This is a genomic window from Sphingomonas silueang, assembly GCF_040049155.1.
GTDB classification, from domain to species: Bacteria; Pseudomonadota; Alphaproteobacteria; order Sphingomonadales; family Sphingomonadaceae; genus Sphingomonas; species Sphingomonas silueang.
In genome coordinates this window covers 42,192-56,439 of record NZ_JBDZDK010000005.1, presented here as the reverse complement: position 1 = coordinate 56,439, position 14,248 = coordinate 42,192, and the positions used below count along the sequence as shown (strand labels likewise).

At 69.4% G+C, this 14,248-nt stretch carries 16 protein-coding genes; 11 read left to right on the top strand and 5 right to left on the bottom strand.

Annotated elements, in window-relative coordinates; all coding sequences use genetic code 11:
* Positions 1-29 precede the first annotated feature (29 nt).
* Positions 30-527, bottom strand: coding sequence for a GNAT family N-acetyltransferase (locus ABLE43_RS06970; RefSeq protein ID WP_348977761.1), 498 nt, complete (start codon positions 525-527; stop codon positions 30-32).
* Between the two features lie 109 nt (positions 528-636).
* Between ABLE43_RS06970 and ABLE43_RS06965 the strand changes: the two genes are divergently transcribed.
* Positions 637-1,008, top strand: coding sequence for a dihydroneopterin aldolase (locus ABLE43_RS06965; RefSeq protein ID WP_348977760.1), 372 nt, complete (start codon positions 637-639; stop codon positions 1,006-1,008).
* Positions 1,005-1,763, top strand: a complete 759-nt coding sequence (locus ABLE43_RS06960) for an SDR family oxidoreductase (RefSeq protein WP_348977759.1) — start codon at positions 1,005-1,007, stop codon at positions 1,761-1,763. Before ABLE43_RS06965 ends, ABLE43_RS06960 begins: the two co-directional genes overlap by 4 nt.
* On the opposite strand, the gene ABLE43_RS06955 is transcribed toward ABLE43_RS06960, so the two are convergent.
* Positions 1,751-2,617 (bottom strand): hypothetical protein, encoded by an 867-nt coding sequence (locus ABLE43_RS06955; RefSeq protein WP_348977758.1) that lies wholly within the window; start codon positions 2,615-2,617, stop codon positions 1,751-1,753. The genes ABLE43_RS06960 and ABLE43_RS06955 overlap by 13 nt on opposite strands.
* Positions 2,618-2,909: 292 nt before the next feature.
* Here ABLE43_RS06955 and ABLE43_RS06950 point away from each other — a divergent pair, with 292 nt between their 5' ends.
* The 5 genes from ABLE43_RS06950 to ABLE43_RS06930 all read left to right on the top strand — a co-directional run bounded on the left by ABLE43_RS06950 (position 2,910) and on the right by ABLE43_RS06930 (position 5,981).
* Positions 2,910-3,536: an energy transducer TonB gene (locus tag ABLE43_RS06950; protein WP_348977757.1), complete on the top strand. Its 627-nt coding sequence runs from the start codon at positions 2,910-2,912 to the stop codon at positions 3,534-3,536.
* A 107-nt stretch (positions 3,537-3,643) separates the two neighbouring features.
* Positions 3,644-4,444, top strand: coding sequence for a MotA/TolQ/ExbB proton channel family protein (locus ABLE43_RS06945; protein WP_348977756.1), 801 nt, complete (start codon positions 3,644-3,646; stop codon positions 4,442-4,444).
* Between the two features lie 79 nt (positions 4,445-4,523).
* A complete protein-coding gene (locus ABLE43_RS06940) occupies positions 4,524-5,009 on the top strand; it encodes an ExbD/TolR family protein (protein ID WP_348977755.1) in 486 nt (161 codons plus the stop codon).
* Positions 5,010-5,021: 12 nt separating this feature from the next.
* A complete protein-coding gene (locus tag ABLE43_RS06935; protein ID WP_348977754.1) occupies positions 5,022-5,450 on the top strand; it encodes an ExbD/TolR family protein in 429 nt (142 codons plus the stop codon).
* A gap of 159 nt (positions 5,451-5,609) precedes the next feature.
* Positions 5,610-5,981: a tetratricopeptide repeat protein gene (locus ABLE43_RS06930; protein WP_348977753.1), complete on the top strand. Its 372-nt coding sequence runs from the start codon at positions 5,610-5,612 to the stop codon at positions 5,979-5,981.
* 702 nt (positions 5,982-6,683) lie between these two features.
* Here ABLE43_RS06930 and tyrS read toward each other — a convergent pair.
* On the bottom strand, positions 6,684-7,907 hold the full coding sequence (gene tyrS, locus ABLE43_RS06925; RefSeq protein ID WP_348977752.1) for a tyrosine--tRNA ligase: 1,224 nt from the start codon (positions 7,905-7,907) through the stop codon (positions 6,684-6,686).
* A gap of 102 nt (positions 7,908-8,009) precedes the next feature.
* Here tyrS and ABLE43_RS06920 point away from each other — a divergent pair, with 102 nt between their 5' ends.
* Genes ABLE43_RS06920 through ABLE43_RS06905 form a run of 4 tightly spaced genes read left to right on the top strand, consistent with a single transcriptional unit; the run spans position 8,010 to position 12,770 of the window.
* The gene (locus ABLE43_RS06920; RefSeq protein WP_348977914.1) at positions 8,010-9,131 is read left to right on the top strand and encodes an anhydro-N-acetylmuramic acid kinase; all 1,122 of its coding nucleotides are present in this window, start codon (positions 8,010-8,012) and stop codon (positions 9,129-9,131) included.
* 10 nt (positions 9,132-9,141) lie between these two features.
* Positions 9,142-10,311: a glycosyltransferase family protein gene (locus tag ABLE43_RS06915; RefSeq protein ID WP_348977751.1), complete on the top strand. Its 1,170-nt coding sequence runs from the start codon at positions 9,142-9,144 to the stop codon at positions 10,309-10,311.
* 36 nt (positions 10,312-10,347) lie between these two features.
* Positions 10,348-11,418: a hypothetical protein gene (locus ABLE43_RS06910; protein WP_348977750.1), complete on the top strand. Its 1,071-nt coding sequence runs from the start codon at positions 10,348-10,350 to the stop codon at positions 11,416-11,418.
* Complete coding sequence (locus ABLE43_RS06905; protein WP_348977749.1) at positions 11,415-12,770, top strand: sensor histidine kinase; 1,356 nt, start codon at positions 11,415-11,417, stop codon at positions 12,768-12,770. The genes ABLE43_RS06910 and ABLE43_RS06905 overlap by 4 nt, the downstream gene beginning before the upstream one ends.
* On the opposite strand, the gene ABLE43_RS06900 is transcribed toward ABLE43_RS06905, so the two are convergent.
* On the bottom strand, positions 12,756-12,962 hold the full coding sequence (locus ABLE43_RS06900; protein ID WP_348977748.1) for a hypothetical protein: 207 nt from the start codon (positions 12,960-12,962) through the stop codon (positions 12,756-12,758). The genes ABLE43_RS06905 and ABLE43_RS06900 overlap by 15 nt on opposite strands.
* Positions 12,962-14,245: a citrate synthase gene (locus tag ABLE43_RS06895; protein ID WP_348977747.1), complete on the bottom strand. Its 1,284-nt coding sequence runs from the start codon at positions 14,243-14,245 to the stop codon at positions 12,962-12,964. Before ABLE43_RS06895 ends, ABLE43_RS06900 begins: the two co-directional genes overlap by 1 nt.
* Between the last annotated feature and the right edge of the window lie 3 nt (positions 14,246-14,248).

Below are 14,248 nucleotides of genomic sequence, written 5' to 3'. Positions count from 1 at the left end.
GTGTTTGTTGCCGTTTCGTACCTCGATGGTCAGACGAGGGCCGTCGTGCGCGCCGCGATCATGCCCGCCGCATCCGGCACCGCGCCCCTCGCCAGCAACCGGTGCGGCTCGAACGGACCGGGCAGCCGCCAGCGCGCGGTGCGTGCCGCGCCGAAGCCGAAGCGCCGGTAATAGTCGGGATCGCCCATCAGCATCAGCGGTGCGTCCGCCCCCGCCGCCGCGATTGCGCGCTCCATCAGCCGCCGCCCGATGCCGGTGCCCTGCCTGGGCGGCGCCACCGCGACCGGCCCGACCATGACGAGCGGGACCGATCCGCCGCCGTCGGTATCCAGTTGCACCGGCCAGCACTGGATGCTGCCGACCAGTTCGCCGTCCTCGATCAGCGCGAAGCTCAGATCCGCGATCGGTTGCAGCCCGGCACGCACCCGGTACACCGTGCGCCGGCGTCGATCCGCACCGAACGCCGCGTCGAGCAGCGCTTCGAGGGCGACCGGATCGGCATGGGCCAGGGGAACGAGATCGGGCAACGGCATTCCATTCGTGCAAACGGGCAGGGGCCTGTACCGCCGATGACGCGCGACGCAAGCCTTACGCTTTGCTACCGCGCCGATATTCCCGAACGATGACAGGTGCGACGTGCGCGATTCGCTACAGCTTGAAGTCCATGACCTGGAAGTGAACGTCCTGACCGGCGTCTATTCCGAAGAGACCCATCTGCCGCAGCCGCTGCGCATCTCGATGACGGTCGATCTCGACTGTCCCGAGCATTTCGCGCCCGATACGCCGCTGTCGGCGTCGAAGAGCTATCTCGACCTGAAGCACGCCGCGACGACCGCGCTGCCGCAGGGGGTGCATTTCACCCTGATCGAAGGGGTCGCCGACCATATCGCCGACACGCTGTTCCTGTCCGACCCGCGGGTGCAGCGGGTGAAGATCCGGATCGTGAAGCTGGCCATCGCCGAGGCGGGCGAGGCGATCGGCGTCACCATGGTCCGGCACCGGCGGTGAGCCGCCGCCTCGCGCTCGTCACCGGCAGCTTCCGGCGGCTGGGCGCGGCGATCGCGCTGCGGCTGGCGCAGGCGGGGCACGACGTGGCGCTCCATGCCTCGCGCAAGGGCGATCCCGATCCGACGCTGGTGACGGCCATCGAGGCGGCGGGGGCGACCTGCGCTTGGTTCGCCGCCGATCTCGCCGATGCGGCGCAGACGGCGGCGCTGGTCCCGGCGGTCGCGGCGCGGTTCGGGCGACCGGTCGAGCTGTTGGTCAACAACGCCTCCTGCTTCCGCGCGACCGACGATGCGGTCCCGTCGCCCGAGTCGCTGGCCGCCCATTTCGCGGTGAACGCCGCCGCGCCGTTCGTGCTGGCCAGCGCGCTGGCGGCGCAGGGCGGGGCGGCGGTGGTCAACATCCTCGACCAGCGGATCGCCCACCCGCACCGCGACCAGCTCGCCTACACGCTCTCGAAACAGGCGCTGGCGGAGGCGACGCGGACGCTGGCCGCGGCACTCGCGCCGGGCGTCCGCGTCAACGGCGTGGCACCCGGACTGACGCTCGCCACCGACGAGTATGACGCGGGACAGATCGACCGGTTGCGCGCGCTAATGCCGCTCGAACGGCTGCCGACGACCGACGACGTGGCCGATGCGGTATTGTTCCTGTCCACCGCGCGCGCCAGCACGGGACAGCTGCTGTTCGTCGACGGCGGGGCGGGAATGGTGCGCTACGAACGCGACTTCGTGCACCTCGCGCGTCAGCCGGACTGAGCGCGCCGCCCGTCGTCGCACCGGCCCAGCGCTTCCCGTACGAAGCGATAATCCTCGCGCGCGGTCGTCGCATCGTCGCCGGTCGACTGGACGCTGGCATCGGGCAGCTGCTCGGGCAGGGTGCAGGCCAGCCGGTACCATGCCAGCGTGTCGCGCCGCGGCGGGCCGCCCGCCTCGTCGATGATGTCGCCCAGCGCCAGCGCCCAGCGCCGCTGCTCGCCCGGACGACGCAGCACCAGCAGCGATACCGGATCGCCGGTCGCGGTCTGCAGGAAGATCTGCGTCTCGCCCTCGCCCGGCAGCGTGCCCGGTACGTGGAAGGCGTTGCCGATGCCGGTGATCGCGGGCGGCGCGGCGGGATCGATCACCTCTCGCACCACGCCGCGCACCTGCGCGTCGAGCGCCGGGGTCCAGCCGAACCGCGCATCGGCGGTGATGAGCTGCACCTGATCGGCGCTGCCCGCGACCGGGCGGGCGAAGGCGATCACCCGCTGCTTCTTCAGACTAGGCGCACGTCCCCGCGAATCGAACGGCACGTCGACCAGAAAGCCGATTCGCGCGGGCAGCGGCCCGGCGGCGCGGACCAGCGCCCCGACATCGGCGGTGACGAAGAAACGGACATGGCCGGGTGCGAGGCCGGTCGCCTCGGCAGGCGGGATTCGCGCCGCCGACCGGATCGTCGCGTCGATGACCAGCGGTGCGTCGAGCACCAGCCGCGCGAGCCGGGCGTAACCGGGACCGCCCGAATCGGCAGCAGCTACAACGGCATCGCCGCCGGTCTGGCCGACGGCAGGGGGTGCGGCGACGGCGAAGAGAAGCGCGGCGCTGGCCGTCGCGGCGGGGATCGACCTCATGGGGGACATAGATAGGCCGCGGACCGGCGGCGTTACAGACTTATTTTCGTCATGTCGCGATTGTACGATTGTTTCGTCCGACAAAGCGTTTGCGTCGCACAAAAGGCCGCGATAGACAATCGATGTCCGGAATGCCGCGTAGCCCCGGACGTACGGTTGTGGCGCGTCGAAGTTCCGACATGCCGTGATCCAATGTACCGGGCTAGAGGAGTTTGGTTGCTGAATGGCTTACGCTGACCAAAAAGCAGGTAACGGCCGGATTGTCGCGCTGGTCCTCGTGGGGTTGCTCCACGTGTTGATCGGGTATGCGTTCATTTCCGGTCTCGCCTATAAATATGTGAAGAAGGCGGTCGAGGATACCGAGACGTTCGACGTCCAGGAACCGCCGCCCCCGCCCGAGGAGATTCCTCCGCCCCCGCCGCCGCCCGAACAGCCGCAGCCGCAGTCGCCGCCCCCGGTCGTGACTCCGCCGCCGATCGTTCGGACCCAGGCCCCGCCGCCGGTGGTGGTGCAGTCGGTGACGACCCCGCCGCCGACGTACAACCCGATCCCGGTCGCCGCGCCGCCGGCCCCGCCTGCTCCGGCTGCGCCTCCCGCGCCGCCTGCGCCGGTGATCAGCAAGGCCGCCGCGATCAAGGGAAATCCCGCGTCGTGGGTCACCAACGACGATTACCCTGCCGCCGCGATCAACTCGCAGGATCAGGGCGTCAGCGGCATCACGTTCGAAGTGAACGCGCAGGGGCGGATCGAGAACTGTCGCGTGTCGTCGAGTTCGGGCTCGGCGCTGCTGGATCGCACCGCATGCCGTCTGGTGACGTCGCGCGGCCGCTATTCGCCGGCACTCAATGCCGCGGGACAGCCGGTGCCCGGCGGAACGAAGACGCTTCGTTTCACCTGGAAGCTGCCCGAAGACCGGTAACGACCGGTAACGACCCGGCTTTCCGGTCCGTGCGACCGGGAAGGGCGGGGTCGCGATAGCTCGAAAACATCTCCTGTTGGTCATACTCTCTTAAGGAAAACCAGTCGATGCTCACCCCCATCCTCGCCGCCGGCGCGCCTGCCGGTCAGCCGAACTTCGGCTTCTTCGAGGCCCTGCAGCAGGGCGGCGCGATCGCCTTCACCACGCTCGGCATCCTCGTGATCATGTCGGTCGGCTCGTTCTACATCCTGTTCACCAAGCTGGTCGAACAGCAGAAGATCATCAACCAGGCGAAGCGCGTCCGCGCCACCTTCTGGCAGTCGAACTCGCTGCGCGAAGGCGCCGCGAAGCTCGAGAAGAACTCGGCCTATCGCCAGATCGTCGACGACGGCCTCGCCGCGCAGGAACAGCACGGCAAGCTGACCGATCCGGTCGAGGCGCATGACTGGCTGCACGGCTCGCTGGCGCGTTCGGAAGCGGCGATCAACTCGAAGCTCAACGGCGGCCTCGCCTTCCTCGCGACCGTCGGCGCGACCTCGCCGTTCGTCGGTCTGTTCGGTACCGTGGTCGGCATCTACCGCGCGCTGGTGAAGATCGGTGCCGCCGGTCAGGCCGCGATCGGCGACGTCGCCGGCCCGGTCGGTGAAGCGCTCATCATGACCGCCATCGGTCTGGTCGTCGCGGTTCCCGCGGTGCTCGCCTACAACTGGCTGCAGCGCCGCAACAAGGGCATCGCGGAAGACCTGTCGGCCTTCTCGAACGACGTGCTCGGCTTCCTCGCCTCGAACGGTGCGGTCCGCCCGGCCGTCGCTTCGGTCCGCGGCCCGGCCCCGACCGCCAAGCCGGTGACCACCGGCAGCACGACCGCCGGCCAGGCCGGTGGCGTGCCGACCGCGCCGCGCTCGTAAGAGACGACGCCGGATACCGCCGGGCGATGCGAACGCCCGCCCGGCGGTTCGACTGAGTAGAAGTGGATAGGATAGCCTCATGGCGATGAGTGTTGGCGGCGGCGGCGATGAAGCCCCCCTCTCGGACATCAATACCACGCCGCTCGTGGACGTCATGCTCGTGCTGCTGATCATCTTCCTGATCGCGGTTCCGGTCGTGGTCCAGCAGGTGAGCGGCCTCAAGCTGCCCAAGGTCGTGTTTGAGCCCACGACGACCAAGCCCGAGAACGTCTCGCTCTCGGTACAGGGTCTCGACGGCGAATGCGCGGTCTACTGGGGTCTGACCCGGGTGAAGGCGGGCGAGCTGCGCGATCGCGCGGTCAAGAAGCTGGAAGACGAAATCGCCCGGCAGGGTGGCGTCGGCAACCCGAACCTCGAACTGCCCGAAGTGCACATCCGCGGCGACGTGAACACGCCGTACCGGTGCATCGGCGGCACCATCTATACGATGCAGTCGGCCGGGTTCACCAAGGTCGGGTTCATCTCCGAACCGGACCCCAACACCACGCCGCGCGCGCGTCAATAGGAGTAGCCTGACATGGCAATGAGTGGTGGCGGTCGCGCAGACGACGAACCGATGATGGACATGAACACGACGCCGTTGATCGACGTGCTGCTCGTGCTGCTTATCATGTTCATCATCACCATCCCGATCCAGAGCCACGCGGTGAAGGTCGACCTGCCGCAGCCGGACAACCGGCCGCAGAACAACATCGACCCGCAGAAGAACAAGATCACGATCAACGCGCAGGGCGTGGTGGCGTGGAACGGGACGCCGGTCGACGAGGTGACGCTGACCCAGTATCTGGACCAGACCGTCGGCATGAACCCGCAGCCCGAACTCCATTTCCAGCCCGACGCCACGGCGCGCTATGAAGTGGTCGACGGGACGCTGGCGATCATCAAGCGGTCGAACGTCACGAAGCTCGGCTTCGTCGGCAACGAACAGTATCGCAACGACTTCTGATCGTTGCCTGACATCGGAGCGGCTTTCCGCTCCGGTTCGCATGAGGGCGGCTTCGGCCGCCCTTTTTTTGTGCCTGCACGGTACGAATGAACGCTTGTTCCCGTGTCGTGAAAGTGAAACATTGATGTCATCATGACGTAACAAACAGGAGATGACGACATGCGAATCGGAACGAAGACCCTGCTTGGCGCGGCGCTGTCCGCGGTGGTGTTCGCGGGCAGCGCACAGGCGCAGGACGCGCAATATGTCCATGCCGCGATTACCAGCGGCAAGCTGAGCCAGGCCGAACGCGATCTGGAGCGCGATACCCGCGCGGGTAGCCGCGAGCCGCAGGTTCTGCTGAATCTCGCAGCGGTCTATGCGATGACCGACCGCCCGGCGGAAGCGCGCACGCCGTATCAGCGCGTGCTCGAGGGCGAGGACGCCTCGCTGCTGCTCGCATCCCAGCAGGTCGCCAGCGCGCATGCGATCGCGCGCAAGGGGCTGGGCCGCCTCGATCGCTCGGTCGCGACGCGGATCACGGCGCGCTGACCAGTACGGCGGCGCACCGTGGTTCCGCGGTGCGCCGCGTCGTGCGGCGGCGGGTTCCCCCTTTCGAATCGACATGCAACTGCGCAGCCGCCGGAATGGCCCGCAGATCGGGAACTGCCTTTCTGTCCCGAATCCCCACCGGAGTGCGGTGGTCGTGCGCGGGGCGTCCCTTTGGAGTGCGGGGATCATGCCGGACCCTGATGCGGCGCAGATGCGAAACTGCCTCGCCGCCTGCATCGGCTGCGTAGGTACGACGTAGCGACGGCGATGCCGGATGGCCTTTCCACCGGTCATGGAAGGGTCGAACGCCGGATCAAGCGTACGTGATCGCTATCCTGCGAACGGCTTGCCCCGGATCAGCCCGAATGGATCACGCGCTGGCGGGAGCCTGTGCCGGAGTTCCGGACCGCTCAGACGCTCGACATATGGCACCGGCATGGATGAAACCGCTCGCACCGGACAAGACGGGTGCGACAGAAGGTCGCGTATGTCAGGCGCTACGCTTCGCGAGTAGGGCGGACCCAAACGGTTCAGGTCATACCGGCGGGGGCGACCGACCCGACCCGAAACGCCACGGCGAACGAGCGACACCGAACCGCGTCGAGGTCGATCCGGCTTGGCCGGCATCGGCGGCGGAAGACGGTGCGTCTTTGCCGGCGCTACCACCGGTCCGGGACCTGCGACGTCCGCCCGCCGCCGGAACTATGCCGGGTTCAGCAATCCGAAGTGCTTCTTGCCCGCCGAAAGCCGCACCGGCTTGTCCACGACGATGACCTGCGCTTCGTCGGCGATCTTCTCGCCGTCGATGCGCGCGCCGCCGCCCTTGATCAGCCGCCGCGCCTCGCCCTTCGACGCGGCGAGGCCGAGTGCGACCAGCGCGTCGACCACGGCGATGCTGCCCGAGACGGCATGGGTCGGGAGGGCGGCACCCGCAGCGCCCTCCTCGAAGGTGCGGCGTGCGGTTTCGGCGGCTTCGGCGGCAGCGGCGTCGCCACGGCACATGGCGGTGGTGGCGTCGGCGAGGATCTTCTTCGCCTCGTTGATCTCCGCGCCCTGCAAGCCTTCCAGCCGGGCGATCTCGTCCAGCGGCAGGTCGGTGAACAGCCGCAGGAAGCGCCCCACGTCGCGGTCGTCGGTGTTGCGCCAGAATTGCCAGTAATCATAGGCCGATAGCTGATCGGGGTTCAGCCACACCGCACCCGACATGGTCTTGCCCATCTTGCCGCCGTCCGCGGTGGTGATGAGCGGCGTGGTGATGCCGTACACCTCGGTCCCGTCCATCCGGCGCGCCAGTTCGATGCCGTTGACGATATTGCCCCACTGGTCCGACCCGCCCATCTGCAACCGGCAGCCCGCGCGGCGCGACAGTTCCATGAAGTCATAGGCCTGCAGGATCATATAGTTGAATTCGAGGAACGACAGCGACTGTTCGCGGTCGAGCCGCAGCTTGACCGAATCGAAGCTGAGCATCCGGTTGACCGAGAAATGCTGCCCCACGTCGCGCAGGAACGGGATATATTCGAGCACGTCGAGCCACTGCGCATTGTCGAGCATCACCGCATCGGTCGGCCCGTCGCCGAACGTCAGGAACCGCTCGAACACCGTCTTGATCGACGCGACGTTGCCGGCGATCACGTCGTCGGTCAGCAGGCGGCGGGCCTCGTCCTTGAAGCTCGGGTCGCCGATCTTGCCGGTGCCGCCGCCCATCAGGACGATCGGCTTGTGGCCGCTCTGTTGCAACCGGCGCAGCAGCATAATCTGGACGAGGCTGCCGACATGCAGCGACGGCGCGGTCGGATCGAAGCCGATATAGCCCGGCACCACCTGCCGCGCGGCGAGCGCGTCGAGCCCGGCGGCATCGGTCAGCTGGTGGATATAGCCCCGCGAGGACAGCAGGCGCAGCAGGTCGGACGTATATTCGGTCATGATGTGCCGCTTTAGCGTCGAGTGCGGGCGCAAGTCCACGCCTCTCGACAGCGGCGAAGGGGGCGATAGGGTGGCGGCGACAGACAAGGGGAAGAGATGGCCATGCTCGCGATCGGTTTGATGTCCGGCACCTCGCTCGACGGGATCGATGCCGCGCTGCTCGATACCGACGGCGAAGGGCTGGTACGCCCGCGCGGGTTCGTGGGGCTGCCGTACAGCGATGCCGATCGTGCGACGCTGGCGGCGGCGACCGAACTGGCGTTGCTGTTCGACGATCCGGGCGAACATCCGCTGATCGCGCGCGCCGAGGAACTGCTGACCCGCACCCATGCCGCGGCGGTTGCGGCATTGCTGGCGGAAACGGGTGTGTCGGCGCGGGCGGTGGATGTAATCGGCTTTCACGGCCAGACGGTGGCGCATCGCCCCGACAAGGGCTGGACGTGGCAGCTGGGCGACGGCGCGGCGCTGGCCGCCGCGACCGGCATCGATGTCGTCGCCGAGTTGCGCATCGCCGATGTCGCGGCAGGCGGGCAGGGGGCGCCGCTGCTGCCGGTCTATCACGCCGCGCTGGCGGGAGAGATGGCGCGACCGATCGCGGTGCTGAACCTGGGCGGCGTCGGCAACATCACCTTCATCGGGGGCGACGGCCTGCCGATCGCGTTCGATACCGGCCCGGCCAACGGGCTGATCGACAGCTGGGTCGAGGCCGAACTGGGCGCGCGGTTCGATGCCGACGGCGCATTGGCCGCAAGCGGGCGGGTGGACGAGGCGGTGTTGACCGCGATGCTCGACCACCCGTTCTTCGACCTTGCCCCGCCCAAGTCGCTCGACCGGCACGACTTTACCATCCAGCCCGCGCGCGGCCTGTCGGCGGCGGACGGGGCGGCGACGCTGACCGCCTTCACCGCCGCCTGCGTCGCCGAGGCGATCGACCGCTGCCCCGAGCGACCGCGGCGGCTGATCGTCGCGGGCGGCGGGCGGCGCAATCCGACGATGCTGGCGATGATCGCGGCGCGGACCGGCCTGACCCCGGAGCTGAGCGACGCGCTGGGGTGGAACGGCGACGCGCTGGAGGCGGAGGGCTTCGCCTATCTGGCGGTGCGGTCGCGCAACGGGTTGCCGATCAGCTTTCCCGGCACCACCGGCGTCGATCGCCCGCTGACGGGCGGCACGCTCTACCGTGCGCCGCGCGGCGGGCTGGCGCTGCGCGTCGTCGGGGGCTAACCCGCCCGCCATGCATACCGGACTGATTTTCGCGACGGAGGAGGCCGAACGCCAGAGCGGCGTGCTGGCGGCGACGCTGCCGTTCGGCGGCATGACGCTGATCGAATATCAGGCGCGGCTGCTGGCGAAGGCGGGCGCGGGGCAGTTGCTGGTGGTGGTGGCGCGCGTCACGCCCGCGCTGGCGGCGGCGGTCAACCGCATCGGACGGCGCGGGCTGACCGTCGATATCGTCCGATCGGCCGAGGAGGCGCTGGCGAAGGCGCACCCGCAGGCCGTCATCATCGCCCTCGCCGACGCGCTGGTGACGACCGAGGCGGTGGTATCGGGCATGGCGCGCGAGCCGGCCGATACGCTGCTGGTGACGCCGACCGGCGATACGGCGGCGGTCGAGCGGGTCGATGCCGCGCATTGCTGGGCCGGGGTCGCGACGCTCTCGATCGACCGGCTGGCGGAGGCGGCGCGGCTGCCGCGCGAATATGATTTCCAGTCGAGCCTGCTCCGCGTCGCGACCCAGGCGCGCCCGGCCCATGTCCTGCTCGCCGCCGGGGCGGTGCGATCGGGACATGGCGTCGAGCGGGACGCCGGGACGCTGGAGGTGCGCGGGCGCGACCTGCTGGCATCGCTGGCCCGTACGCGAACCGGATGGATCGATCGGTTCGTCCTCGGCCCGCTCGGGCGCCTCCTCCTGCCGTCGCTGGTCCGCCATCGCGTGCCCGATACGGCGGTCGTGGCGACGGGCGCGGCGCTGGGGCTGGGCGCGCTGGCGGCGATCCCGCTATGGAGCGCCGGGGCGGCGGCGCTGCTGTGCTGCCTGGCGCTGGTGCTGCTGTCGACCGGGGGGCTGCTCGCCCGGCTGCGCGGCGAGGACGGGCATGCGCGGGTCGCCGGGCACGGCATTGCCGCGACCGGCTTCGCGACGCTGTTCGGGGTGGCGCTGGTCCAGTCGCTGGTCGTGGAGACGGGGACCGCCGTGACGCTGGGGATCACCGCCGTCGTCGCCACCGTCGTCGCGCAGCGGGCCGCAGTGCGGGCGCTGCCGTGGGGCGCATCGGCGGCGACCGCGCCGGTCCTGTTGCTGCCGTTCGCGGCGGCAGGGCAGGTGACGGTCGGGCTCGTGCTGGTCGCGCTGCACGCCGCGGCGACGCTGGTCGCGACAATCGAAACCGCGCGGCGGGCTTAGCTTAACCTTAACCCGCCGGGTTATAAGGCCGATACAATGGCATACGACCCGGTTGATTCTTTTGGTCCGTCCTCCCTGCCCGATCGCGTGGCCGCGGCGGAGCGTGGCGGACAGCGCCGGGTGCGCGCCGTGGCCGACAGCTTCCACCTGCTCCACGAAGCGCGGATCGACGATCGGACCGCCGCCGCGCTGGATGCGGCGATGCGCGCCGCCGTCGCCGGGGTCGAGGCGACGCTCCGCGCGCAGGCCGCCCGGCTGCTGACCGCGCGCGGCGATGCGGCGGCGGCGCAGGCGGTCGCTTCCGGCCCGTCATTGTTCGACGCGGTGGTGCGCGCCGGGCTGTTCCGCGACGCGGCGCTGTTCGGCGAATTGTTCGCGCGGGTGCGGCTGGCGGCGCTGTCGGCGGCGATGCCGCTCACCCCGAACGAAAGCGGCGATCGCCCGACGATGCTGGCCCGGCTGGTGCAGGCGAGCGACCGGCTGGTGTCGGCCGCCGCCGTGGCGATGCTGGCGGCGGAGGCGCGCCGTGCCGCCCCGGCGCAGCCGCACGCCGATCTGCCGCGCGCGATGCAGGGGCGCATGGCATGGTGGGTCGCGGCGGCGCTGCGGGCGCAGGCCGATGCGGGCGTCGCCACGCTGCTCGACCTGGTGATCGGTGATGCGGTGCGGCGCGCGACCGATCGGCAGGGGGCGTCGGTCGCGCCCGAAGTCGCGGCGATGCGGCTGGCCCATGCGATCGACCCGGTGCCGGAACAACTGCCGCCCCTGCTCGAGGAAGCGATCGAGGAAGCGCATCTGCCGCTGTTCCTCGCGATCGCGGCGCGGGGCGCGGGCCTTGAATATGAGCGGATGCGCGACCTGCTGATCGACCGCGACGACAGCCGGTTGTGCGTGGTGCTGCGCGCGCTGGGGCTGGAGCGGGCAACGATCGCGCGCATCGGCTATGCGCTGTGCGCGGCGGATGCCGGGCGGGATGTCGCTGCCTTTGCCGCCGGGCTGGATGCGGTGATGGCGGTCACGCCGGAGGCGGCGACGGCGGCGCTGATGCCGATCAGCCTCGATCCCGAATATCATGTCGCGCTGCTGGCACTGGACGGCGCGCGATGACCCGATCCGGCTATGTCGCGCCGCCCGCCTTTGCGCGGGTGTCGGCCGATGGCCTGCTGCTCGACGCCGAACCGCGTCTCGCCGAGCTGAACCGTCGCGCCGGAGGAGCGCCCGGACAGCCGGTGGCGGTGCCGCAGATCGGCATGCTGGTCGCACTGGCCGGGCGGCTCGGCATCACCATTTCCCGCACGATCGTCGCCGCCGACGGCGAGGATGACCTGGAACTGACCGTCACCGCACGGCCCGACGACCTCGGCATCCGGCTGGAGGCGACCGGTTGGGATGCACGCGCGCCGTGGCAACCCTCGGGCGGCGGGGAAGCGGATTTCCTGCGCGCCGACGCCGACCTGCTGTGGACCACCGATGCCTCGCTGCACCTGACCGCCCTCACCGCCGTGACCGCGGACGCGCCGTCGATCGATCCGGCGCAGGTGCTGGGCCGACCGGTCACGCGGCTGTTCGTGCTGGACGACGACGGCGAGGGCGGCTTCGCGTTGATGGGGGCAGTGGCGGCGCAGGCGGGCTTCGACCGGCAGACGGCCAGCGTCGGCGACGATGCGGCGCGGATGCGGCTGGCGGCGGTGCCGCGGCGCGATGCCGCCGGGCGCTTCGCCGGGTTCGACGGCGCGGCGTGGCGCATCGTCGAGGAAGCCGAAGACGGCGACGGCGGGCCGGGCGACCTGTCCGACGCCTTCAGCCGCCGCATCGGGCGGGCGCTGCGCGATCCGCTGGGGCGGATCATCGCCGATGCCGACAGCATGTCCGCCGAGACGGAGGGGCCGCTGGGCGATGCCTATGCGGGCTATGCCGCCGATATCGCCGGGGCGGGGCGGCACCTCTTGGCGCTGGTCGACGATCTCGACGATCTCTCCGCGATCGAGCGTGCCGATTTCGTGGTCAGCGTCGAGGATCTCGACCTCGCCGATGTGGCGCGGCGCGCGGCCGGGCTGCTGGCGCTCAGGGCGGCGCAGGGCGATGTGCGGATCGATCGCCCGTCGCTCGACCAATCGATGGCGGCCAGCGGCGAGTTCCGCCGCGTGTTGCAGATCCTCGTCAACCTGATCGGCAATGCCGTGCGCTATTCGCCGCCGGGCGGGATGGTGTGGATCCGGCTGGAGCGCGACCGCGAATCGGCGTGCGTCATCGTCGCCGATCAGGGAAAGGGCATCGCGCCCGAGGATCAGGAACGCATCTTCGAGAAATTCGGCCGGGTCGATCCGGGCGAGCCGGGCGGCAGCGGCCTCGGCCTCTATATCGCCCGGCGGCTGGCGCGGGCGATGCGCGGCGACATCCTGGTCGACAGCGCGCCGGGCGAGGGTGCGCGCTTCGTGCTGCTGCTACCGGCGCGGTAGCCGCCGCGCGATCAGCACCAGCAGCAGTCCCAGCGCGGCGATCACCGATCCGGTGACGACCCACAGATACTGGTCGATCATGAACGAACTGGCAGGCCAGCGGATGATGCCCATCCCCTGACCCAGCCAGAACAGTCCGACGAACGCGAGGATCGCGCCCGCGATCATCAGCACCCGCCGGACGATACGCATCAGCGCTGGCCCACCGGCACATAGTCACGCTGCGCAGGCCCGGTGTAGAGCTGGCGCGGGCGACCGATCTTCTGCTCGGGGTCGGAGATCATCTCGTTCCACTGCGCGACCCAGCCGACGGTGCGGGCGAGCGCGAACAGCGCGGTGAACATGGTGGTCGGGAACCCGATCGCCGAGAGGATGACGCCCGAATAGAAATCGACGTTCGGGAACAGCTTCTTCTCGATGAAATAGTCGTCCGACAGCGCGATCTCTTCCAGCCGCAGTGCGGTCTCGAACACCGGATCGTTGACGCCGAGCGACTCGAACACCTCGCGCACGGTCTTCTGCATCACCGTCGCGCGCGGGTCGTAGTTCTTGTACACGCGGTGGCCGAAGCCCATCAGGCGGAACGGGTCGTCCTTGTTCTTGGCGCGGGCGATATACTCCGGAATCCGCTCGGGCGTGCCGATCTCGCGCAGCATGTTGAGCGCCGCCTCGTTCGCGCCGCCATGCGCCGGACCCCACAGGCAGGCGATGCCCGCCGCCATGCATGCGAACGGATTGGCGCCCGACGAACCGGCAAGCCGCACGGTCGAGGTCGAGGCGTTCTGTTCGTGGTCGGCGTGGAGGATGAAGATGCGGTCCAGCGCCTTTTCGACGACCGGGTTCACCTCATACTTCTCGGCAGGCACCCCGAAGGTCATCTTCAGGAAATTGCCGGTGTAGCTCAGCGAATTGTCCGGATACTGGAACGGCTGGCCGACGCTGTACTTATACGCCATCGCCGCGATCGTCGGCATCTTGGCGATCAGCCGGTGCGACGCGACCATCCGCTGGTGCGGATCGGTGATGTCGGTCGAATCATGGTAGAAGGCCGACAGCGCGCCGACGACGCCGCACATGATCGCCATCGGGTGCGCATCGCGGCGGAACCCGCGATAGAAGGTCGCGAGCTGTTCGTGCAGCATCGTGTGGCGGCTGATCGTATGGGTGAAATTGCCGAGCTCGTCGCCGGAGGGCAGTTCGCCGTTCAGCAGCAGATAGGCGACCTCCATGAAGCTCGACTGTTCGGCCAGCTGCCCGATCGGATAGCCGCGGTGGAGCAGCACGCCTTCGTCGCCGTCGATATAGGTCAGCGCCGAATCGCAGCTGGCGGTCGAGGTGAAGCCGGGGTCGTAGGTGAAGGTGCCGGTCTGGGCATAGAGCTTGCGGATATCGATGACGTCCGGCCCGATCGTGCCCGATCGAACCGCGAATTCGACGTCCTTGCCCGCAACCTGCAATTTCGCGTTATCGGCCATCTG

What these genes read in the sequence shown, in the direction of transcription:
- ABLE43_RS06955 (WP_348977758.1), bottom strand. Translation starts at nt 2,617, where the DNA reads ATGAGGTCGATCCCCGCCGCGACGGCCAGCGCCGCGCTTCTCTTCGCC.
- ABLE43_RS06945 (WP_348977756.1), top strand. Translation starts at nt 3,644, where the DNA reads ATGCTCACCCCCATCCTCGCCGCCGGCGCGCCTGCCGGTCAGCCGAAC.
- ABLE43_RS06940 (WP_348977755.1), top strand. Translation starts at nt 4,524, where the DNA reads ATGGCGATGAGTGTTGGCGGCGGCGGCGATGAAGCCCCCCTCTCGGAC.
- ABLE43_RS06935 (WP_348977754.1), top strand. Translation starts at nt 5,022, where the DNA reads ATGGCAATGAGTGGTGGCGGTCGCGCAGACGACGAACCGATGATGGAC.
- ABLE43_RS06930 (WP_348977753.1), top strand. Translation starts at nt 5,610, where the DNA reads ATGCGAATCGGAACGAAGACCCTGCTTGGCGCGGCGCTGTCCGCGGTG.
- tyrS (WP_348977752.1), bottom strand. Translation starts at nt 7,907, where the DNA reads ATGACCGAATATACGTCCGACCTGCTGCGCCTGCTGTCCTCGCGGGGC.
- ABLE43_RS06920 (WP_348977914.1), top strand. Translation starts at nt 8,010, where the DNA reads ATGCTCGCGATCGGTTTGATGTCCGGCACCTCGCTCGACGGGATCGAT.
- ABLE43_RS06915 (WP_348977751.1), top strand. Translation starts at nt 9,142, where the DNA reads ATGCATACCGGACTGATTTTCGCGACGGAGGAGGCCGAACGCCAGAGC.
- ABLE43_RS06910 (WP_348977750.1), top strand. Translation starts at nt 10,348, where the DNA reads ATGGCATACGACCCGGTTGATTCTTTTGGTCCGTCCTCCCTGCCCGAT.
- ABLE43_RS06905 (WP_348977749.1), top strand. Translation starts at nt 11,415, where the DNA reads ATGACCCGATCCGGCTATGTCGCGCCGCCCGCCTTTGCGCGGGTGTCG.
- ABLE43_RS06900 (WP_348977748.1), bottom strand. Translation starts at nt 12,962, where the DNA reads ATGCGTATCGTCCGGCGGGTGCTGATGATCGCGGGCGCGATCCTCGCG.
- ABLE43_RS06895 (WP_348977747.1), bottom strand. Translation starts at nt 14,245, where the DNA reads ATGGCCGATAACGCGAAATTGCAGGTTGCGGGCAAGGACGTCGAATTC.